24 protein-coding genes are annotated in these 20,873 nt (G+C 61.0%); 18 read left to right on the top strand and 6 right to left on the bottom strand.

The annotated features are described in order from the left end of the window. The first annotated feature begins 3 nt into the window (after window positions 1-3). The 6 genes from Q0601_RS21715 (at window position 4) to Q0601_RS21690 (ending at window position 4,782) form a co-directional block, all read left to right on the top strand. Window positions 4-813, top strand: coding sequence for a TatD family hydrolase (locus Q0601_RS21715; RefSeq protein WP_305292045.1), 810 nt, complete (start codon window positions 4-6; stop codon window positions 811-813). Further along, window positions 810-1,640: an MBL fold metallo-hydrolase gene (locus tag Q0601_RS21710; protein WP_305292043.1), complete on the top strand. Its 831-nt coding sequence runs from the start codon at window positions 810-812 to the stop codon at window positions 1,638-1,640. The genes Q0601_RS21715 and Q0601_RS21710 overlap by 4 nt, the downstream gene beginning before the upstream one ends. Further along, complete coding sequence (locus tag Q0601_RS21705; RefSeq protein ID WP_305292041.1) at window positions 1,637-2,581, top strand: AEC family transporter; 945 nt, start codon at window positions 1,637-1,639, stop codon at window positions 2,579-2,581. Before Q0601_RS21710 ends, Q0601_RS21705 begins: the two co-directional genes overlap by 4 nt. Window positions 2,582-2,746: 165 nt before the next feature. Continuing rightward, window positions 2,747-3,451: a CoA transferase subunit A gene (locus Q0601_RS21700; RefSeq protein WP_305292039.1), complete on the top strand. Its 705-nt coding sequence runs from the start codon at window positions 2,747-2,749 to the stop codon at window positions 3,449-3,451. Further along, window positions 3,451-4,092: a CoA transferase subunit B gene (locus Q0601_RS21695; RefSeq protein ID WP_305292038.1), complete on the top strand. Its 642-nt coding sequence runs from the start codon at window positions 3,451-3,453 to the stop codon at window positions 4,090-4,092. Before Q0601_RS21700 ends, Q0601_RS21695 begins: the two co-directional genes overlap by 1 nt. A gap of 114 nt (window positions 4,093-4,206) precedes the next feature. Continuing rightward, window positions 4,207-4,782: a hypothetical protein gene (locus Q0601_RS21690; protein WP_305292037.1), complete on the top strand. Its 576-nt coding sequence runs from the start codon at window positions 4,207-4,209 to the stop codon at window positions 4,780-4,782. Between the two features lie 16 nt (window positions 4,783-4,798). Here the strand turns inward: Q0601_RS21690 and Q0601_RS21685 are convergent, their stop codons facing one another. Then, window positions 4,799-5,680: a LysR family transcriptional regulator gene (locus Q0601_RS21685; RefSeq protein WP_305292035.1), complete on the bottom strand. Its 882-nt coding sequence runs from the start codon at window positions 5,678-5,680 to the stop codon at window positions 4,799-4,801. Between the two features lie 133 nt (window positions 5,681-5,813). Beyond that, window positions 5,814-6,065, bottom strand: a complete 252-nt coding sequence (locus Q0601_RS21680; protein WP_305292033.1) for a hypothetical protein — start codon at window positions 6,063-6,065, stop codon at window positions 5,814-5,816. A gap of 171 nt (window positions 6,066-6,236) precedes the next feature. On the opposite strand from Q0601_RS21680, the gene ybgC reads away from it, so the two are divergent. The 10 genes from ybgC (at window position 6,237) to ftsH (ending at window position 16,428) form a co-directional block, all read left to right on the top strand. Then, window positions 6,237-6,641, top strand: coding sequence for a tol-pal system-associated acyl-CoA thioesterase (gene ybgC / locus Q0601_RS21675; protein WP_305292031.1), 405 nt, complete (start codon window positions 6,237-6,239; stop codon window positions 6,639-6,641). Beyond that, window positions 6,634-7,365, top strand: coding sequence for a sulfotransferase-like domain-containing protein (locus Q0601_RS21670; protein WP_305292027.1), 732 nt, complete (start codon window positions 6,634-6,636; stop codon window positions 7,363-7,365). The genes ybgC and Q0601_RS21670 overlap by 8 nt, the downstream gene beginning before the upstream one ends. A 111-nt stretch (window positions 7,366-7,476) precedes the next feature. Then, on the top strand, window positions 7,477-8,169 hold the full coding sequence (tolQ, locus tag Q0601_RS21665) for a protein TolQ (protein WP_305292026.1): 693 nt from the start codon (window positions 7,477-7,479) through the stop codon (window positions 8,167-8,169). 3 nt (window positions 8,170-8,172) lie between these two features. Further along, on the top strand, window positions 8,173-8,625 hold the full coding sequence (locus Q0601_RS21660; protein ID WP_119750968.1) for an ExbD/TolR family protein: 453 nt from the start codon (window positions 8,173-8,175) through the stop codon (window positions 8,623-8,625). 3 nt (window positions 8,626-8,628) lie between these two features. Further along, complete coding sequence (locus Q0601_RS21655; RefSeq protein WP_305292022.1) at window positions 8,629-10,419, top strand: prolipoprotein diacylglyceryl transferase; 1,791 nt, start codon at window positions 8,629-8,631, stop codon at window positions 10,417-10,419. 43 nt (window positions 10,420-10,462) lie between these two features. Beyond that, entirely contained in the window at window positions 10,463-11,791 is a 1,329-nt protein-coding gene (gene tolB / locus Q0601_RS21650) for a Tol-Pal system beta propeller repeat protein TolB (RefSeq protein WP_305292020.1), read from the top strand. A gap of 10 nt (window positions 11,792-11,801) precedes the next feature. Further along, window positions 11,802-12,329, top strand: a complete 528-nt coding sequence (gene pal / locus Q0601_RS21645; RefSeq protein WP_305292017.1) for a peptidoglycan-associated lipoprotein Pal — start codon at window positions 11,802-11,804, stop codon at window positions 12,327-12,329. Further along, on the top strand, window positions 12,326-13,231 hold the full coding sequence (locus Q0601_RS21640) for a tetratricopeptide repeat protein (protein WP_305292015.1): 906 nt from the start codon (window positions 12,326-12,328) through the stop codon (window positions 13,229-13,231). Before pal ends, Q0601_RS21640 begins: the two co-directional genes overlap by 4 nt. 8 nt (window positions 13,232-13,239) lie before the next feature. Next, entirely contained in the window at window positions 13,240-14,478 is a 1,239-nt protein-coding gene (tilS, locus tag Q0601_RS21635; protein ID WP_305292014.1) for a tRNA lysidine(34) synthetase TilS, read from the top strand. 57 nt (window positions 14,479-14,535) lie between these two features. Continuing rightward, window positions 14,536-16,428 carry an ATP-dependent zinc metalloprotease FtsH gene (gene ftsH / locus Q0601_RS21630; RefSeq protein ID WP_305292012.1) on the top strand — a complete coding sequence of 631 codons (1,893 nt, stop codon included), beginning with the start codon at window positions 14,536-14,538 and terminating at the stop codon, window positions 16,426-16,428. A 230-nt stretch (window positions 16,429-16,658) separates the two neighbouring features. Here ftsH and Q0601_RS21625 read toward each other — a convergent pair whose 3' ends face one another. After that, a complete protein-coding gene (locus Q0601_RS21625; protein WP_305292010.1) occupies window positions 16,659-17,090 on the bottom strand; it encodes an organic hydroperoxide resistance protein in 432 nt (143 codons plus the stop codon). A 125-nt stretch (window positions 17,091-17,215) separates the two neighbouring features. On the opposite strand from Q0601_RS21625, the gene Q0601_RS21620 reads away from it, so the two are divergent. Continuing rightward, complete coding sequence (locus Q0601_RS21620; protein WP_305292008.1) at window positions 17,216-17,518, top strand: chorismate mutase; 303 nt, start codon at window positions 17,216-17,218, stop codon at window positions 17,516-17,518. After that, window positions 17,515-18,390 carry a bifunctional methylenetetrahydrofolate dehydrogenase/methenyltetrahydrofolate cyclohydrolase FolD gene (gene folD / locus Q0601_RS21615; RefSeq protein ID WP_305292005.1) on the top strand — a complete coding sequence of 292 codons (876 nt, stop codon included), beginning with the start codon at window positions 17,515-17,517 and terminating at the stop codon, window positions 18,388-18,390. The genes Q0601_RS21620 and folD overlap by 4 nt, the downstream gene beginning before the upstream one ends. Before the next feature lie 78 nt (window positions 18,391-18,468). Here the strand turns inward: folD and ruvB are convergent, their stop codons facing one another. Genes ruvB through ruvC form a run of 3 tightly spaced genes read right to left on the bottom strand, consistent with a single transcriptional unit; the run spans window position 18,469 to window position 20,724 of the window. Continuing rightward, window positions 18,469-19,500 carry a Holliday junction branch migration DNA helicase RuvB gene (ruvB, locus tag Q0601_RS21610; protein ID WP_305292003.1) on the bottom strand — a complete coding sequence of 344 codons (1,032 nt, stop codon included), beginning with the start codon at window positions 19,498-19,500 and terminating at the stop codon, window positions 18,469-18,471. Window position 19,501: 1 nt separating this feature from the next. After that, a complete protein-coding gene (gene ruvA / locus Q0601_RS21605; RefSeq protein WP_305292001.1) occupies window positions 19,502-20,209 on the bottom strand; it encodes a Holliday junction branch migration protein RuvA in 708 nt (235 codons plus the stop codon). Beyond that, window positions 20,206-20,724, bottom strand: a complete 519-nt coding sequence (gene ruvC / locus Q0601_RS21600; protein ID WP_305291999.1) for a crossover junction endodeoxyribonuclease RuvC — start codon at window positions 20,722-20,724, stop codon at window positions 20,206-20,208. The genes ruvA and ruvC overlap by 4 nt, the downstream gene beginning before the upstream one ends. Window positions 20,725-20,873: the final 149 nt, after the last annotated feature.

The following is a 20,873-nucleotide window of genomic DNA, read 5'->3' as shown; positions in this document are numbered from 1 at the left end:
CCCATGACCCAAGCGGCCCCTGCCTCGCCGATCGTCGATAGCCACTGCCATTTGGATTTTCCCGATTTCGACGGCGAACGCGACGCTTTGGTCGCCCGCGCGCGCGAGGCCGGCGTCACCCGCATGGTCACGATCTGCACCCGATTGCGGAACGAGCCGCAGGTCCGCGCCCTGTCGGAAGCCTATGACGAAGTGTTCTATGCTGCGGGCACCCATCCGATGAGTGCAGCGGAAGAGCCGATGGCGACGGTCGGGGAACTGGTCGCATTGGCGGATCATCCCAAATTCGTGGGCATCGGCGAAACCGGCCTTGATTATCATTACACCGCCGAAAGCGCGAAGCTTCAGCAGGAAAGCCTGCTCATCCATATCGAGGCCGCGCGCCGCACCGGCCTGCCGCTGATCATCCATGCCCGCGCCGCCGATGAGGATATGGCCCGCATCCTGTCGGATGAATACCGCGCCGGTGCCTTCACCTGCGTCATGCATTGCTTCAGTTCGGGGCCGGCACTTGCACAGGCGGCGCTTGATCTTGGCTTCTATCTGTCCATGTCCGGAATCGCCGCCTTTCCGAAATCGGCGGACCTGCGCGAGATCTTTGCCGCCGCGCCTGTTGACCGCATTCTGGTCGAGACAGACAGCCCCTATCTCGCCCCGCCGCCCTATCGCGGCAAACGGAACGAACCGGCCTATACCGCCAAAACCGCCGCAGTCGGGGCCGGGCTGTTCGGCATGGATTACCCTGATTTCGCCCGCCAGACATCAGAGAATTTCGACCGGCTGTTCTGGAAGGCCGTCGGAGGCAAGGCGTGATCCGCGCGACCATCCTTGGCTGCGGCTCGTCGGGCGGGGTGCCGCGAATCGGGGGGCGTTGGGGGGCATGCGACCCGAACAACCCAAAGAACCGCCGCCGACGCTGTTCACTGCTGGTCGAACGGCATGGGGACAAGGGTGTGACACAGGTGCTGATCGATACCGGTCCCGATCTGGTAGCGCAGCTTCTGGATGCCGGGGTCAGCACACTGGATGCGGTGATCTATTCCCATCCCCATGCCGATCATATCCACGGCATCGATGATCTGCGGCAACCGGTTTACAATGCCCGCCGCATCATGTCGGTCTGGGCCGATCAACCGACGACCGAAGCCCTGATGGAGCGTTTCCGCTATATCTTCGCGGCGCCCGAGGGAAGCCATTATCCCCCGATCGCAGAGCTGCATCCGATCGATGGCCCGGTCACCATCGACGGGCCGGGAGGTTCGATCACCTTCCACCCGTTCCGGGTGCAGCATGGCGGCATCACTGCGCTGGGTTTTCGCATCGGCGGTCTGGTCTATCTGCCCGATGTCTCAGAGATCCCCGCCGCGGCATGGACGCTGATCGAGGGCGCGGATATCTTCGTGATCGACGCGCTGCGTCCTCAGCCGCATCCCAGCCACGCCCATATGGCGCAGGCGCTGGAATGGATCACGCGTTCCGGCTGTAGGCGTGGCGTATTGACCAATATGCATATCGACATGGATTACGATAGGGTCATGGCGGAGACCCCGGATCACGTTGTTCCCGCACATGACGGGATGGTGCTTGAAACCCTGTCCGACGATCCCAAGCTTCCCGCGACAATGGCCGCGCTGCTGTGAACGCGCTTCTGACGATCATCCTGCCGGTCTTCCTGGTGGTCGGTTTCGGTTATCTTGTCAGCTGGAGAAAATGGTTCAGCGAAAGCGCCGTGGACGGGCTGATGATATTCGCCCAGAATTTCGCGGTTCCGGTCCTGCTGTTTTCATCGATGGCCCGGCTGGATCTGGGGGCAGAGTTCCGTCCATCCATGCTGATTTCATTCTACCTGGGCGCATGGATCAGCTTTTTCGCAGGATGGGCGGCCGCGAAATATCTGCTTAAACGCGCGCCTCAGGATTGCGTGGTGATCGGCTTCACCTGTCTGTTCTCGAACACGGTGCTGTTGGGAATTCCCATCACCGAACGCGCCTATGGCCCCGAAGCGCTTGCCGGGAACTGGACCATCATCGCGCTGCACTCGCCGCTGTTTTACACATTCGGGATCAGCTTCATGGAGTTCACCCGCGCCAAGGGCAGCGGGATGTCCCTGGGCCGGGTGGCCTTGCGTGCCTTGTCGGGAACGCTGCGCACGCCGATGGTTATCGGGATACTCTGCGGGTTTGCGATGAACCTGCTGATACATGCCGGACTCGTCATGCCCGACAGCTTCTGGGAGGCGGTCGGGATGATCTCGCATGCGGCACTGCCTGCGGCCCTGTTCGGCCTTGGGGGAGTCCTGTATCGCTATCGCCCGGAAGGAGACATATCCGCAATCGTCATGTGCTGCGCCTGCTCGCTGATCCTGCATCCGGCCATTGTCTTCGGGATTGGCTCGCTTGTCGGACTCGATACGGCGGGCATGCGCTCCGGCGTCATGACCGCATCGATGGCGCCGGGCGTCAATGCCTATCTCTTCGCCAATTTCTACGGAGCAGCCCGTCGCGTCGCCGCTTCCACGGTGCTGATCGGCACCGCGCTGTCGATCCTAAGCATCTGGATGTGGCTGGCAATCTTGCCCTGAAACCGGGTCTTTCCACTTGCTCGCGCGATGCCCGCTCAAGCAAATTCTTCACATATGAAAATGTTAACGTCTGACAGGCTTGGTGATTCCGGCCGCGCCAGATTGACTTGGCCGTGCGGACCCGTCAGTTAAGATACAACGCAGCGATGTATCAAAGGAGGACCGATGCAAAAGGTCTATGCCAATGCGGACGAGGCGCTTGATGGCCTCTTGAAGGACGGGATGCTGATCGCAGCCGGAGGTTTCGGCCTTTGCGGGATTCCCGAATTGCTGATTGACGCGATCGTCAAAAGCGGGGTCAGGAATCTGACCGTGGCCAGCAATAATTGCGGCGTCGACGGGTTCGGGCTGGGCAAGCTTCTGGACACGAAGCAGATCAGCAAGATGATGTCCTCCTATGTCGGCGAGAATACCGAATTCATGCGGCAATACCTGTCCGGTGAGTTGGAGCTTGAATTCAACCCACAGGGTACGCTGGCCGAACGGATGCGCGCGGGCGGTGCGGGCATTCCCGGCTTCTACACCAAAACCGGCGTCGGCACCCAGATCGCAGAGGGCAAGGAGGTCAAGAGTTTCGACGGCGAGGATTATATCCTCGAACGCGGCATTTTCGCCGATCTGTCGATCGTCAAGGCGTGGAAAGCCGATGACACAGGCAATCTGGTATTCCGCAAGACGGCGCGTAATTTCAATCCTCCGGCGGCGATGTGCGGGCGTGTCTGCGTGGCCGAGGTCGAGGAAATCGTGCCGCGCGGCAGCCTTGATCCCGATCTGATCCACCTGCCCGGCATCTATGTGCACCGGATCGTGCAGGGACAGCATGAGAAGCGCATCGAGCAGCGTACCACCCGCAAGAAGGAGACCGCGTAATGCCCAGTGAGATGAAAGGGTGGGATCGCAACCAGATGGCCGAACGTGCCGCACAAGAGCTGGAAGACGGCATGTATGTGAATCTCGGCATCGGGATTCCGACGCTGGTGGCAAATTATGTCGGCGACAAGGACATTACCCTGCAATCCGAAAACGGCATGCTTGGCATGGGCCCCTTCCCCTATGAGGGCGAGGAGGATCCCGACCTGATCAATGCCGGCAAGCAGACCATAACCGAATTGTCGCGGACATCCTATTTCGACAGCGCGATGAGTTTCGGGATGATCCGCGGCGGCAAGATCGCCGCGGCGATCCTTGGCGCGATGGAAGTGGCCGAGAATGGCGATCTGGCGAACTGGATGATTCCGGGCAAGCTGGTCAAGGGCATGGGCGGTGCGATGGATCTGGTCGCAGGCGTGGGCCGGGTGATCGTGGTCATGGACCACACCAACAAGGCCGGCGAATCCAAGCTGCTGAAAACCTGCACCCTGCCGCTGACCGGCAAGGGAGTCGTCGACCGGATCATCACCAATCTGGGGGTTCTGGATGTCGTCCCGGGCGGGCTCAAGATCGTCGAGACCGCCGATGGCGTGACGGAAGACGAGCTTCGCGCGGCGACCGAGGCGACGATCGTCAGCTGACATTGTGACTGGCCGTCATCCTGGGCTGTCAAACGGGGGGCGTTGCCCCCCGTCATGGTTTATACGATGGCTCCCCCCGGGATATTTTCATGAAGTAGAAAGGCTTTGGCAGGCATGACACCCGAGCGGATCGCCACCTTGTTCACAGGCGAGGACGGAGCCTTTCTTTGCGCCCGCTGGGGACGGCCGGTTGCACCGGTGATTTTTGGGCTGGCGGATGAAAGTCTCGATATTTTTCGCAGTGCGATCCGCGCGGGATATGCGCATGCAAGGCATCCGGTCATCGATACCGATCCCGAGATGGGTAGCAATCTGATGCTGTTTTTCATGCGGGATTGGGCAGAGATGGATGGCGTTCCCGATCTTGACCATCTGACAGGACAACCCGGCCTGCCTGCCCGACTGCAAGGCGGAAAGGCCGATCAATATCGTCTGTTCCGCTTTGATCCCGATGGGGGCATCCGGGCCTGCATGATCTTTCTGCGTATGTCCGGCTCATTAGCCAAAGCGCATCCGGCCGCACTTGCCGAGGCGCTCATGATGCGCAGCGCATTGAGTTTCGCCCGCGAGATCGCACCTTCGCCGGAACTGGCCGCGTTGATCCGGGCGGCCTATGACCCGGTACTGCCGGTCGCCACGGATCAGCCCGCCCATGCAATGCGTCTGGCCGCGCGTATGGCGCAGTGCTGAGCCGGAAACACCCGTTTCAGAGCAGACGCAGTTGGGTGGTGAAGTCCAGAAAACTGCGCATCGCCGCCGTCATCAGCTTGCCCGTCGGATAGACAAGATTCACCGGGATATCCGGCAGCGTGAAATTGGTCAGCAGTTGCACCAGCCGGCCCGCCGCGAGATCTTCTGCCACGATGAAGCGCGGCAGAAGCGCAATCCCTTTTCCACTGACGGCCAAAGACTTTAGCAGTTCGGTATTATTGGTCGAAAAGACCGGCTGAACCTTCTGATGAAAGGTCTGGTCGCCGCAGCGCATGGGCCATGTGCCCGATCCGCGAAGATTGGTGTAATGCAGGCAGCTGTGGCGGGACAGATCCGCGGGGCTTTCCGGAATACCCTGCCGGTCCAGATAATCGGGCGAGGCAACCAGCAGGATCGTCGCTTCATGCAGCTTGCGGGCATGCAGAGTGGAATCCCCCAGAATGCCGATGCGGATCATCGCGTCGAAACCGCCCGCGACCAGATTGGTGACGCCGTCATCCAGCACCATCTCCATCTGGATATCGGGGTGATCGTCCATGAAACGCAGGATATGCGGATGAAACACTTTATGGACATAGGCTGACGGCGCCCCGATCTTGAGCGCCCCAGCCGGGTGACCCGAGGCGCTGCGCACCATTTCATTCGCGTTGTCCAGCTTGTTCAGGACCTCTCGGATATGCTGGGCATATTCGGTCCCCAGCGCGGTCGGACGCAGTGCGCGCGTCGTGCGCGTCAACAGCCTTGCACCCAGATCGGACTCGAGATCAGAGATATATTTGCTGCAAAGGCTGCGGGAAATTCCCATGCGTCTGGCGGCTGCGGAAAAGCTGCCTTCGTCAAGGATGCTGATGAATGTGCGAAGAACGGTCGTGTCCATGACTAGGGAAATGTTTCCGCAGGGCAGGTTTGACAAGATCACGACAAAAAAATACCGCCCAAAGCGGGCGGTATCGGTCACAGGCAGCCGAACACGAGACACCCGTACAATTACGGATGCCTCGCGAAAGGAATTAGCGCTCGTTGGTTAACCGAGCGTTTTCCGGGCTTGGGAAACTCGTCACCGTGATCAGGTCCTCTGCTGCAAGATTGGCCCTTTTAAGTTCGGGCGCCGTCAGAACGGAGCCGGCTCTGACCTCGATCTGCTGGGTATTCGGTGCCGGGCGCTCGACAGTCGAATTCCTGCTGGTTCCGGGGTACTGGCCCGCCGAAGCGGCACTGGCGACAAGACCCAAGGCAAGCAAAGACGCTGTAAGGACTTTCATTTTTTCTTCTCCTTCTGAAATGCGGCGCGTAAATGCGTCTGTTTTGTGACATTGAAATATGGCTGCTCATCCGAATGATTAGGCGCGATTTTTCGCTTTCTGTGTTCGACGTCATTGCACAATATGCAGAGTGAACGGCAAAACAGGCTGCGCAGACCGAAAGGAACCGATATGGCACATCGCCTGACCATAAGGGTCTATTACGAAGACACAGATCTTGCCGGGATCGTCTATTACGCCAATTATCTGAAATTCATCGAGCGCGGCCGGTCTGAATGGTTGCGGCAACTCGGATTGGATCAGGCGGCGCTTAAGGACAATACCGGGCATGTCTTTGCCGTGCGGCGGGTCGAGGCCGACTACCTGCACCCGGCGAAATTCGATGATCTTCTGGAGGTTACGACCGAAACCGTCACCGCGACCCCGGCACGGGTGGTTCTGGATCAGGCGGTGCTGCGGGATGGCCGGATTCTGTTCACCGCCCGCGTCACCATCGTCTGCCTGGGCCCCTCCGGCCGCCCTGCCCGGCTGCCGGCGCCCCTGATCACGGCCCTGAAGGAAGATACGAATGACTAAGCCGCACCGGATCGCCATGTGGTCTGGGCCACGGAATCTGTCTACCGCGATGATGCGATCATTCGGCGCACGCGGCGATTGTGCCTGCGTGGATGAACCCTTTTATGCGCATTACCTGATCCGGACCGGTCTGCCCCATCCCGTCCGCGACAAGGTGATCGCCAGCCAGCCAGCCGACTGGCGCGAGGTTCTGCCCGGATTGACCACGGAACCTTGCGGGCAGCCGATCCAATATCAGAAGCACATGGTTCAGCATATGCTGCCCGATATGGATTTGGGCTGGACCGCCGCGATGACCAATGTCTTCCTGATCCGCGAACCCGAACGGGTCGCCGCCTCTTTTGCGGCCAAGCGGGGGCTGCCCGATCCGGACGAACTGGGTTTCGATAGGCAATGGGAGATGTTTCAGGAGATGGCCGCCCGTGGCCCCGTCCCTCTGGTCATCGACAGCGCCGATATCCGCCGCGCCCCCGCGCCTGCCCTGAAGGCGCTATGCGACGGGATCGGCATCGTATTCCGCGAAAGCATGCTGTCATGGCAGCCCGGCCCGCATTCCGAGGATGGGGTCTGGGGTGAGGTATGGTATGACGCGGTCAACCGCTCGACCGGATTTGCCGGGGCCGAGGGGGCGTTGCCGGAACTGGGTGGCGACCTGGCGCGTCTGGCGGATAAGCTGCGGCCAGCATATGAGAAAATCGCGGCACACCGGCTTGCGATCCGATGATCCCGTCCGACACGGGAGATTGACAGCATTGTGTTGTCGTGGGGGGTAAAACTCCTGTAAAACAGGCGCTAGAAGGCCCAAAACGCGCCCGATCCATATGAGGCAGTGACAATGGAACCCATTCAGGCCGCGCAGGCCCTTGATTTTTCGCTGATGGCGCTGTTTTTCCGCGCCTCTCTGACCGTAAAGATCGTGATGATCATCCTGATCATTGCCTCTTTCTGGGGCTGGGCGATCATTATTCAGAAATTCCTGACCTTCGCCAATGCGAAACGTGAGGCGTCGCGGTTCGACCGCTCCTTCTGGTCGGGCGAACCCCTGGACGATCTGTATGACCGGCTGGGCGAAACGCCTTCGGGTGCGTCCGAACGGATCTTTGCGGCGGGCATGACCGAATGGCGGCGCAGTCACCGCGATGACGGAGCGTTGATCCCCGGGGGCGCACAGCGCATCGACCGTGCCATGAATGTAGCGATCCAGCGCGAGGAAACCCGGCTGTTCCGCGGCCTGTCCTTCCTTGCCACAGTCGGCGCGACGGCACCGTTTATCGGGCTGTTCGGCACCGTTTGGGGGATCAAGACCGCGTTCGAAGGAATCGCCATGTCGCAGAATACCAGCCTTGCCGTCGTCGCACCCGGCATCGCCGAGGCGCTTCTGGCCACGGCGCTTGGCTTGTTGGCCGCCATCCCGGCGGTGATCTTCTACAATAAGCTGTCGGGCGATGCCGAAAGGGTCGTTGGCAACTGGGAAGCGTTTGCCGATGAATTCTCGACCCTGCTGTCGCGGCAGATGGATGAAAGCTGAGCCATGGCGGATGTCGTCAAACGGGTAACGCGCAAGGGTCGCGGGCGCAGGCGCAACGCCCCGATGTCAGAGATCAACGTCACGCCCTTTGTGGATGTGATGCTGGTTCTGCTGGTGATCTTCATGGTCGCGGCACCGCTGATGACGGCAGGCGTGCCGCTGAACCTGCCCCGCACTGCCGCAACGGCCGTGCCGTCCGAACCGGAAGAGCCTCTGGTCATTTCGATTCCGGCCGAAGGGCAGGTCACGCTGATGAATAATCCGGTCGCGGATGACGAGATTTTGACGCGCCTTCGCTCGGTTCTGGAAGAGCGGCAATCCGACAAGATCTTCCTGCGCGCCGATGGCGGTATTCCCTATGCGCGCGTCGTGCAGATCATGGGGGCTTTGAACGCTGCCGGCTTCACCAATATCGTTCTGGTGACCGATACCGGCGGCCCACGGATGGACGGCTGATACATGTCCGACCGGGAAGAACGCATCGGATGGTGGATTTCGGGGATCGCGCATGCCGCACTGATCCTCTGGGCGTTGCTGGGCGGTGTTCTGTTCCGGCCGCAGCCCTCGCAGCCGGTGCGCATGACCGAGGTCGCAACTATGAGCGGCGCCGAATTCGAGCAATATGCCGCCGCCTCTCGCGGCGCAGGGCCGGTTAACCCGGATGCCACGGCGGTCACGGAAATCACCGAACCCGAAACTGAAAGCACTCAGGCAGAGGCACCCGAAGAGACGCCAGCGCCGAATTCAGAATCCGAAGCGCAGGAACTCGCGGAGCCCGATGCATCGGAGGCCGAACCTGACCTGAGCGATTTCGAGAATCGTGAACCGGTCAATGTCGCCACCGATCTGCCCGATGCCCCCGATATACCCGAGCAGGAAGAGGCGGCGCCCGCCGCACCCGCGGCCAGTACACAGCCGCAGGCGCCCGAGCAGCCGGCACGCCCGGAACCCTCGGAACAGGATGAAACTATAGAGCCCAGCGCACCCGTATCGGCACTGGCGTTGGACAGTTCCACACGCCCGCGCAACCGCCCCGATGGGCTGGTCGAAGATTATAATGCGAGGATTGCAGCCCAGCAGGCGGCTGAACGCGCGCAACAGGCAGCAGCCCAGGCAGCACGCGAGGCCGAGGAACGGCGAGCCGCCCAGGAAGCCGCGCAGGCCGAAGAAGAACGGCGGGCGGCGGAACAGGCCGCGCAAGAAGAACAGCAACGCGCCGCCGAGCAGGCCGAACGGGAAGCCGCTGAACGGCAAGCCGCAGAAGACGCGCGGCGCGCCGAAGAGGAACGGCAACAGGCCGCGGAAGAAGCCCGGCAGCGGGAAGAAGAACGCCAGGCCGCCCAAGAAGCGGCGCAGGAAGCCGAACGACGCCGTGCCGCCGAGCAAGCCGAACGGGAAGCAGAGCAACGCCGCGCGGCAGAACAGGCGGAACGGGAAGAGGCCGAACGGCAAGCCGCAGCGGCAGAAGCACGGGCCGAGGAAGAACGGCGGCAAGCCGAAGAAGAAGCTCGCAGGGAGGAAGAACGGCAAGCCGCCGAGGACGCCGCCCGCGAGGCCGAACGGGAAGCCGAAAGCCGCCAGTCGGTCGAGGATGCCCTGCGCGAGGCACAGCAAGGCGAATCCGGATCGGAGGGCGAAGATACGGCTTCTACCGGTGAAACGGCCGGTGGCAATGTCCAGCGCATCGAGGGTGGCAGCGGTGCTTCGGCGGAACAGGATCCGCTTTCCGCTGCGCTTTCCGACGCCATGTCGCAGAATCAATCCGCCGAACCCCGGCAGGATCCGCCCCCCGAGCCGAACCAGCTGACACCGACCCCGATCACGCCGACCCCCTTGCCGGAACCGGATGAGCGGACAGACCAGCAGTCGGATGCGAGCGAAACGACAACGGGGGCTGCGCCGCTTGGCCAGCCCCTTTCCATGTCAGAACGCGAGGGTTTTCGGATCGCGCTTGAAGGATGCTGGCAACGTGGCGCGCTTTCGGTGGATGCCTCGCGCGTGGCGGTATCGATCGAATTCCAGATGTCGCCTGACGGTCGCCCCGAACTGAACAGCCTTCAGCTTATCGATTCGCAGGGCGGCTCGTCGCAGACCTCGACACAGATCGCATATGAAACCGCACGTCGCGCGATTCTGAATTGCGGACGGGCGGGTTTTCCCCTACCGCGCGAGAAATACGGCCGCTGGCGCAACGTGATCGTTGATTTTCGCCCGGATGGAATACGATTTGAACAAGGGGAACAGCCATGACTCGCCCTTTTTCCCATCCGTCAATGACGTTAAAGAGGAAAGCATGTTCCATAATCTGACCCCTGCCCTCGTTCTTGCGCTTGGCCTGACAGGCGCTGCCGCCGTGACTGCACTGCCCGCATTGGCGCAGGACGGACCGTTGCGAATCGAAATCACCGACGGCGTAACCGATCCGGTTGCCATCGCCATCCCCGATTTCTACGGCGATTCCGATCTCGCCGGAAAAATTCGGCAGGTTGTCGCCGATGACCTGACCGGCACCGGCCTGTTCCGCGAGATCGCCCGGGACGCGCATGTCTCCAGCCATGACGATTTCAACGATGCCGTCGCCTATGAGGAATGGCGGGCGATCAATGCGCAAGCGCTGGTCACCGCCGATGTCAGCGGTCAGGGCGAAGAGATCAACGTCAAGTTCCGGTTGTTCGACATTTTCGCCGGCCAGCCGCTGGGCGACGGAATGCAATTCGTCGCGCGCTCGGGCGACTGGCGGCGCGCAGCCCATAAGATTGCAGACCAGATCTATTCCCGGCTGACCGGCGAATCCGCCTATTTCGACAGCCGGGTGGCCTTCGTGCAGGAAACCGGTCCGAAGGATGCCCGTATCAAGCGGATCGGAGTCATGGATTACGACGGCGCGAATATCCTGTGGATGACAGACAGTTCATCGCTGGTGCTGGCGCCGCAATTTTCCCCTGACGGAAAGAAGATCGTTTATACCAGCTTTGAAAGCGGTTTTCCGCAGCTTCAGATTCTTGATGTCGCAAGCGTTTCCTCGCGACCTCTGACGCAGGGCGGCAACAGCATGGCCTTTTCGCCGGTCTTTTCGCCCGATGGCCGATGGATCGCCTTTGCGCAGGATAATGGCGTCGATACCGATCTGTGGCTGATGGACGCCGCGACGGGGACCGGGCGTCCGTTGACCAAGACCCATGCGATAGATACCTCGCCCTCATTCAGTCCCGATGGCAAGCGTATCGTCTTTGAATCGGACCGCTCGGGCACTCAGCAGCTATATGTCGTGCCCATAGAGGGCGGAGAGCCGACCCGCATCAGCTTTGGCGAAGGCCGCTATGGCGATCCCACCTGGTCCCCGAAAGGCGACATGATTGCCTTTACAAAGCAGCTCGGGGATCGTTTTCATATCGCCGTCATGCGCAGCGACGGCTCGGAAGAGAAAACCCTGACCGATTCGTTTCTTGACGAAGGTCCGACATGGGCCCCCAATGGACGAGTCATCATGTTTACCCGAGTGACACCGGGCGGAAATGGACAGCCGCGCCTCCACTCGGTTGATATCAGTGGACGGAATATGCGTCCGCTCGAACTCAATTCTGCCGCGTCGGACCCATCCTGGGGTCCCTTGTTGCCATAGGAACCCTGCAATGAAACCATATCTTCTTCCTCTCACACTATCAGCCGTTATGCTTGCCGCCTGCGCGCAGCAGCCTCCTGCCCAGCAGGTTCAGGACCCTTACGCCAATCTGGGCAACGGAGCGCTGTATCAGGGTGACCTGGCCAGCGGCGCTCTTACCGGAGAGGCGACCGCCCAGTATTTTTCGAGCCAGGTTGGCGACACCATCCTGTTCGCGACCAACCAGACCGCCCTGAATTCCGAGGCCCGCGCGATTCTCAACCGTCAGGCCGAATGGCTGACGAAGCATCAGGAATTCTCGGCTGTCGTGCAGGGGCATGCCGAAGAGACCGGCACCCGCGAATATAACCTTGCACTGGGCGCGCGGCGGGCAGGCGCTGTACAGGAATATCTGGTCGCCAATGGTGTCGAATCGGGCCGCATCCGCACACTCAGTTTCGGCAAGGAACGCCCGGCAGAGGTCTGTTCGGAAGAAAGCTGCTACGCGAAAAACCGGCGGGCCGTTACCGTAGTCAGTGCATCCGGGGTTGGATCGTGATCAAGCAAACCGCCGCCGCCGCGCTTTTGATCGCGATGACGGTATTGCCTGTGCAAGCACAGGAGCCGACCCTTGCCGGATTGCGGGCCACCATCTCGGATCTGCGCAATCAGTTGCAAAGCCTGCGCGGCGAGTTGAGCGCCGCCGGATCCGAGGGCTATCAGGAGGCCGGCGGCGCGAATGCCATCGATCGCATGAATGCCATGGAAGACCGTCTTAACCAGTTGACCGATCAGACAGAACAGCTTCAGAATCGCATCCGGACGGTCATCAGGGAAAGCACCGCACGCATGGACGATCTGGAATTCCGTCTGTGCGAGATGGACGAAACCTGCGATCTTGGTGCCCTGATGGCGCCAGATACGGGCGCGGAAGGTACCGGGGTCGAGATTATTCCACAGGTCGGCAATGGCGCAACAGCGCCTGACGGGGAAAATGACACGGCGTCTTCCGAAGAGCAGGCGGATTTCGATGCCGCTTACAAGGCCCTGAATGCGGGCGAGTTCCGGCGCGCGGCAGATATGTTCGCGGCGGTGGCGCAAAACCATGCAGGCGGACCTTTGACCGCACAAGCCTATTATCTGCGGGGAACGGCGCTGGACAATATCGGACAGCCCCGGGCCGCAGCGACGGCATGGCTTGAAGGTTTCACCGCCGATCCCGACGGTTCCCGGGCGGCGGATAGTCTGCTGGGCATCGCCCGGGTGATCGAGGCCGATGGCGATCCTGTCGCTGCCTGCCTGTATCTTGCCGAAATCCCGGCACGCTTTCCGGGTACCGCGCAATCCCAGGAGGCCGAACACCGCCTGACGGCGCTTGACTGCGCCAGCAAGGTGCTGGGAGCCGAACAAGACGCGACAGTAAACCCCGAGGCGGCTGCGGATCTGGTAAACCAGGAATGAGGCGATAGGTGACTGCATCTCCGGCCGATCTCGAATCCCGGGTATGCGCGGCGCTTGATCGTCAGGCGAAGGACCTGCCCGCCCTGGGCGTGGCGGTGTCAGGCGGCGGAGATTCAACCGCATTGATGCATATGATCGCCAATTGGGCCGCCGGTCGTCGGATCCAGGTGGCCACGGTGGATCACGGTCTTCGGGCGGAAAGCGCATCCGAAGCGCAGAAGGTTGCCAGAAACGCGGCGAAACTGGGATTGCGCCATGACGTGTTGCTTTGGCAGCGTGAGACATCGGAAGGCGGCAATCTTATGGCGAATGCGCGTGAAGGGCGCATGCGGTTGCTGTCGGATTGGGCGAAAAGGCATGATCTGCCCGCCATCGCCTTTGGCCATACGGCAGATGATCAGGCTGAAACCCTGTTGATGCGGCTCGCGCGCGGGGCGGGTATCGATGGGCTTTCCGGCATGGCCGAAACGCGTCAATTTCACGACATTCGCTGGCTGCGCCCGATGCTGCAAACCACCAGAGAGGAATTGCGCCGCTGGCTGACAGATCACGGGCTTGACTGGATTGACGATCCCAGTAACGAGAATACCGACTATGACCGCGTCCGGATCCGCCACGCAATGACGGCATTGGCGCTGGATCCGCAAGCTATTGCGCTTTCAGCCACGAATCTCGGCAAGGCGCGCGCGGCACTTAACCACTATACGGCACGGCTGGCGGAACAGGCGATTATCGGTCACGGCTCGTTGCATCTTCCCCATGCGCCCCTGCAAGATGCACCGCCTGAAATTTTCCGGCGGCTTCTGATTGCGGGCTGTCGCTGGATCACCGGCGCGAATTATCCCCCCCGTCGTCAAACGGTTCTGAATGCGCTCGAATCCATTGCCGCGCATAACCGCGTCACGCTGGACGGTGTCCTGATCGAGCCGATGAAGGATATGCTGCGATTGATCCGTGAACCCGCCGCAGCAAAAAAAGCTGGCGAAAGTCATGGCCCGGACTGGGATAACCGGTGGAATATCAAGGGACTGCAAAAGGGCGAACACATCGCGGCCCTTGGATTTGCCCCGCTTATCGACCTGCCCTGGCGTGATAGCAGTCTAAGCAGAGACGAAGCCGCCTCGAGTCCGGCCGTTTGGAACGGTACGAAATTGATCGCCGCACCTCTCTTGCGGGATTGCGACCGATACATCGCAGAGCCGCTTCGGAATGCGACTGATTTGCGCAGACTGCTTTTGGTACATTGAACCTCCGCCAATAATCCCTATTTTCATCTAGAACCGATTTTTGCCGGAGGACCCGATTTGGGCAATGCACGTAACCTCGCCTTTTGGGTAGTTCTGTTCCTGATGATTGTGGCGCTGTTCAACCTGTTCAGCGACGGCGCCGCGAATATGAATGCCCGGCAAATCAGCTACTCGGACTTCATCGAGCGCGTCGACAAGGACGAGGTTACATCTGTCACCATTGACGGCGAAGAATTGTCGATCATGGGTAGTGATCAGCAACAATACACGACCATCCGCCCCGTGGGCGAAGAAATCGCCGACAAGCTGATCAACAAGGGCGTCAAGGTCGATGTCGTCAAACAGCAACAATCGGGTTTCATGTCTCTCCTGGGGGTCTATCTTCCCTTCATCCTGCTGATCGGCGTCTGGATCTTCTTCATGAACCGCATGCAGGGCGGTGGTCGCGGCGGAGCCATGGGTTTCGGTAAATCCCGCGCCAAGCTGCTGACCGAAAAGCATGGGCGTGTCACTTTCGATGATGTGGCCGGCATCGATGAGGCCAAGGAAGAGCTGGAAGAAATCGTCGAATTCCTCCGCAATCCGCAGAAATTCAGCCGTCTTGGCGGGAAAATCCCGAAAGGTGCGCTGCTGGTTGGCCCTCCGGGTACCGGTAAGACCCTGTTGGCCCGCGCGATCGCGGGCGAGGCTGGCGTGCCGTTCTTCACCATTTCGGGTTCCGATTTCGTCGAAATGTTCGTGGGTGTCGGCGCAAGCCGGGTCCGCGATATGTTCGAGCAGGCCAAGAAATCCGCTCCCTGCATCCTGTTCATCGACGAGATCGACGCCGTGGGTCGTTCGCGCGGGGTCGGCATCGGCGGCGGCAATGACGAACGCGAACAGACCCTGAACCAGCTTCTTGTCGAAATGGACGGGTTCGAGGCGAATGAAGGTATCATCATCATCGCCGCCACGAACCGCAAGGATGTGCTGGATCCGGCATTGCTGCGCCCGGGGCGCTTCGACCGGCAGATCCATGTACCGAATCCCGATATCAAGGGCCGCGAGAAGATCCTCTCGGTCCATGCTCGCAAAGTCCCGGTCGGTCCCGATGTCGACCTGCGCCTGATCGCGCGTGGCACACCGGGTTTTTCGGGTGCGGATCTGATGAATCTCGTGAATGAGGCTGCCCTGATGGCGGCGCGGATCGGGCGGCGTTTCGTCTCGATGGTCGATTTCGAGAACGCGAAGGACAAGGTCATGCTTGGGGTCGAGCGGCGCAGCATGGTGCTGACCCCCGAGCAAAAGGAAAAGACCGCCTATCACGAGGCGGGACACGCGATCGTCGGCCTTTCTCTTCCGAAATGCGATCCCGTCTACAAGGCGACGATCATCCCGCGCGGCGGCGCGCTTGGCATGGTGGTCAGCCTGCCCGAGATGGACCGGCTGAACTATCACAAGGACGAGGTTAAACAGAAACTGGCCATGGCCATGGCCGGCAAGGCCGCCGAGATCCTGAAATATGGTGAAGAAGGCGTGTCCAACGGGCCTGCGGGCGATATCCAGCAAGCCAGCCAGCTTGCCCGCGCCATGGTCATGCGGTGGGGCATGTCGGACAAGGTCGGCAATATCGATTATGCCGAGGCGCATGAGGGGTATAACGGCTCGACCGGCGGCTTTTCGATCTCGGCCGCGACCAAGGAACTGATCGAACAGGAAGTCCGCGAACTGATAGAGGAAGGTTATCAGAAAGCCCGCAGCATCCTGATCGAAAAGGAAGAAGAATTCGAGAAGCTCGCCAAAGGGCTTCTGGAATACGAGACCCTGACCGGCGAAGAGATCGGCAAGATCATCCGTGGCGATGCATTGGATGGCGACGATGATGATGCACCGGGCAGCCTGGTGCCGTCCGTCAGTTCTGTTCCGAAGGCAGGAAAATCCGCGCCCGGCGGCACCCCGGCCCCTGCCTGATCTTCCTTATCCCGAACAATGCGAGCCCCGGCTTTCAAAAGGCCGGGGCTTTTCATTGCGTTATCACAATATTCCGAGAACAGGCCGTATCGGACTCGTTATTGAGAGGCGCCCCGCGACGGCGGGATATCTAAGTGAAGAAGTCGGGCGGGTTCGGGAAAACGCGGCAGGCATTCAATCAGGATGCGGGTCGCCGCGAAAAGCTGAACCCGCATCCTGCCATCATCTTGTCAGGCGAGTTTCGGTGTGATCTGCAACGATCCCCGCGTCGCATCGGAATAAGGGCAGACCTGATGTCCGCCCGCGATCAGATCTTCGGCCACTGCCTGCTCGACTCCCGGCAGGCTGACGGTGATCTGAACCTCCAGCCCGAAGCCCGTATCCTCGCGCGGGCCGATCCCGACGCTGACCTGAACGCTGGCATCTTCGGGAACCTTGATCTTTTTCGAGGCCGCATAATGCCGCATGGCCCCCATGAAACAGGCAGCATAGCCGGTTGCAAACAGCTTTTCGGGATTGAGCCCGTCGCCACCCGGCCCGCCCAGTTCCTTCGGGACGGTCAGATCCGCGGTGAAACTGCCATCATCCACCTGTGACCTGCCGTCGCGCCCGCCCCCTGTCGCGGTCGCGCTGGTGCGGTAAAGAACATTATTCGTCGGCATTGCGATCTCCTTTTGATCTGCTGCACGCAATGGGATGTTAACGCCGGGCCACGGGCATAGGAACCATAAAGTATTACCCCGTCTCTCTTGCAACCGCCGCTCTGCCGTTGCATGTCCTTGTCACGATGACAGAGATCGATGACATTCCCGACATGCCCGCGCTGCGCGCGGAAATCGATGCGCTTGACGCAGAGCTGATCCGCCTGTTTGCCCGTCGCCGCGCCATGATCGACCGTGCCGCACAGATCAAGGCGGTCCGGAACCTGCCCGCCCGTATCGACTGGCGTGTCGAAGAGGTCATCGCGAATGCAAGCCGACATGCGGCCGAGAATGGGCTGGACCCGAATCTGATCGGCTCGATCTGGCGCCAGCTTGTCGAAGCCGCCATTGCACAGGAAAACCGCCACCTGAAGGGAGACAGCGAATGACTGCCAAAGTGATCGACGGGAAAGCCTTTGCCGCTGGTTTACGTGAACAGATCAAACTCCAGACAGCCGCGATGATAGCGCAGGGGATCACGCCCGGTCTGGCCGTGGTGCTGGTCGGCGAAGATCCGGCAAGTCAGGTTTATGTGCGTTCGAAGGAAAAGCAGACCCGCGAAACCGGCATGAATTCCTTCGCCCATCGCCTTTCCGCGGAAGCCCCGCAAGCCGAGCTGCTTGCCCTGATCGAGCAATTGAACACCGATCCTGCTGTGAACGGGATTCTGGTGCAGCTTCCCCTGCCCGCGCATATGGACGAAGCGGCAGTCATCAATGCGATCCGGCCCGAGAAGGATGTCGATGGTTTCCACATTCTGAATGTCGGAAGACTGGCCACCGGGCAGAAAGCCATGGTCCCCTGTACCCCGCTTGGCTGCCTGATGCTGCTGCGCGACCTGCTGGGCGATCTGTCGGGCAAAAGCGCGGTGGTCATCGGACGCAGCAATATCGTGGGCAAGCCGATGGCCCAGCTTTTGCTGCGTGACAGTGCGACGGTGACGATTGCGCATTCCCGCACGCGCAACCTGCCCGAGCTGTGCGGTCAGGCCGATATCGTCGTCGCGGCCGTCGGCCGCCCCAATTTTGTGCATGGGGACTGGATCAAGCCCGGTGCGGCCGTCGTGGATGTCGGCATCAACCGCACCGATGACGGCCTTGTCGGGGATGTCGATTTCGCCACGGCGTCGCAAGTTGCAGGCGCGATCACTCCGGTTCCCGGTGGCGTCGGTCCGATGACGATCGCATGCCTGCTGGCGAATACCCTGACCGCGACAGCCCGCGCCAACGGTCTGCCTGATCCCGAAGGGCTGACGCCCTGAACGGCCCGGCTTTCGTCAGAAGACAATCTCGAAAACGGGTCTTTCCCGAATCGGATGCGACCGAGCCCGCTTCAGGGATTACTCCTCGAACAGATCCGACTGGCCGGGTGATACCGGCGCCGCCAGTCCCAGATGCCGCCACGCACGCGGCGCAAGCTGCCTTCCGCGTGGGGTCCGCGCGATCAGCCCTTGTTGCAGAAGGAAAGGCTCGATCACTTCTTCGATCGCATCGCGGCTTTCGGACAGAGCCGCCGACAGCGTCTCGACCCCGACCGGCCCACCGCCGTAATGTTCGGCGATCACCTTGAGATAGCGCCGATCCGCCCCATCCAGGCCGATATCATCCACGCCAAGCCGCGTTAGCGCGGAATCCGCGATGTCACGAGTCAGGCGCCCGTCTCCGTCGACAAGAGCGAAGTCGATCACCCTGCGCAGCAAACGCCCTGCAATGCGAGGCGTGCCACGGGCGCGGCGAGCGATCTCACGCGTGCCTGTGGGGTCGGCTTCGATCCCCAGTTTCCGGGCACCGCGCTGCACGATCAGGTCCAGTTCCTCGGTCTCATAGAATTGCAGCCGCGTCGGGATGCCGAAACGATCGCGCAAGGGCGTGGTCAGCAGGCCAAGCCGGGTGGTCGCCCCAACAAGGGTAAAGGGTTGCAATTCGATCCGCACGGTCCGCGCCGCCGGCCCTTCGCCGATAACCAGATCAAGTTCGAAATCTTCCATCGCCGGGTAAAGCACCTCTTCCACCACCGGGTTCATACGATGAATCTCATCGATGAACAGCACGTCGCGCGCTTCCAGATTGGTCAGGATCGCCGCAAGATCGCCCGCACGGGCCAGAACCGGACCCGAGGTCATGCGGAAATTCACGCCAAGTTCGCGCGCCATGATCTGTGCCAGAGTGGTCTTACCCAATCCGGGTGGGCCAAAGAACAGGGTATGGTCCATTGCCCGGCCGCGCATCTTTGCGCTTTCGATAAAGACCCGCAGATTGGCCCGCGCCTCGGCCTGTCCGATAAATTCGGTCAGTGCTTGCGGGCGCAGGGCGCGATCCTCGGTCTCGCCCTCCATGGGTTCGGGTCGCAGGGTTGGATCGGGCTGGCTCATGTTATCCTTTCGGAGCGAGCGATTTCAGTGCCGCACGGATCAGACCGGAAGTATCGGCCCCATTCTCCCGCGCTTGGGCCTCGGCCACGGCAGAGGCGGCCTCGGAATGGGCATAGCCCAGATTGACAAGCGCCGACAGAGCCTCGGCCGCGGCCCTGGCTGTTCCTCCGGCGGGTTGCGCCGGAGGGGTTGGGCTGGCTGCGTCCTGTGAAATCGGATTGGTGGCGAGTTGGTCGGGTTCGATACCCGGACCGGCCGCCGCCTCCGCTCCGGCATCGACTGTCAGATCGCCACCAAGCGCCATGATCGCCGGCGCCTTGTCCTTCAGTTCCAGAACGACACGTTGCGCCAGCTTGGGGCCGACACCCTGCGCCTTGCGCACTGCCGCCCAATCGCCAAGCGCAATCGCTCGCGACAATCCTTCGGCCCCAAGCGTGCCAAGCATGGCAAGCGAGACCTTGGCCCCCACCCCCTGCACCGAGGTCAGCAGACGGTGCCATTCCTTTTCAAGCAATGTCGGAAACCCGAAAAGCTGCAACAAATCCTCGCGCACCAGCAATTCGGTATAAAGCGCGACGGCCTGCCCGACCGGAGGCAGATTCATTGCGGTACGATCGCTGACATGGACGATATATCCCACTCCGCGCACGTCGATCAGCACATGATCCCGAGCGCGATGGAGAATGATTCCGGCGACACGACCAATCATGCGACACCTTGTCGCATCGCTGCTACCCGAAGCGAGCGCCCTTGCAGGTGATGCGCGTGGCAGATTGCGATGGCCAGGGCATCCGCGGAATCAGGTCCGTCGAACTGTACACCGGGCAATTGAACGCGAACCATATGCTGCACCTGCTCCTTTGCGGCGTGGCCGACACCGACCACGGTTTTCTTGACCGCATTCGGCGCGTATTCCCCGACCGTGATCCCGGCCGCCGCCGGTGCCAGCAAGGCAATACCGCGTGCCTGCCCCAGTTTCAGCGTCCCGACCGCGTCCTTGTTGACGAAGGTCTGTTCGACCGCGGCAACGTCAGGTCCATGTTCCGAAATAACTGCCGAAAGCCCTTGAAACAACACCAGAAGTCGCGCCGCCAGATCGCCGGCATCCGAGGATCCCGACGTGCGGATCACCCCGTTCGCCACATGCCGCAAACGCGGCCCGTCCACCGCGATCACGCCCCAGCCCATATTCCTTAACCCGGGATCGATGCCCAGAACTCGCATATCTGCCCCTTCTCTTTTTTCAAGAACTAGCACGAAACGGGAACATCGCCTAGGGGAAGTTACCGTTTCTCGGGTCATTTACTTGACTCCTTGTCCCTGATTGGAAACACAAAGGCAAAGAACCCATAAACAAACACCAACAGGAACGA

This window comes from Paracoccus wurundjeri, assembly GCF_030678915.1.
GTDB classification, from domain to species: Bacteria; Pseudomonadota; Alphaproteobacteria; order Rhodobacterales; family Rhodobacteraceae; genus Paracoccus; species Paracoccus onubensis_A.
The sequence above is the reverse complement of the archived record's forward strand: the minus strand, read 5'-3'. Positions and strand labels throughout refer to the sequence as shown.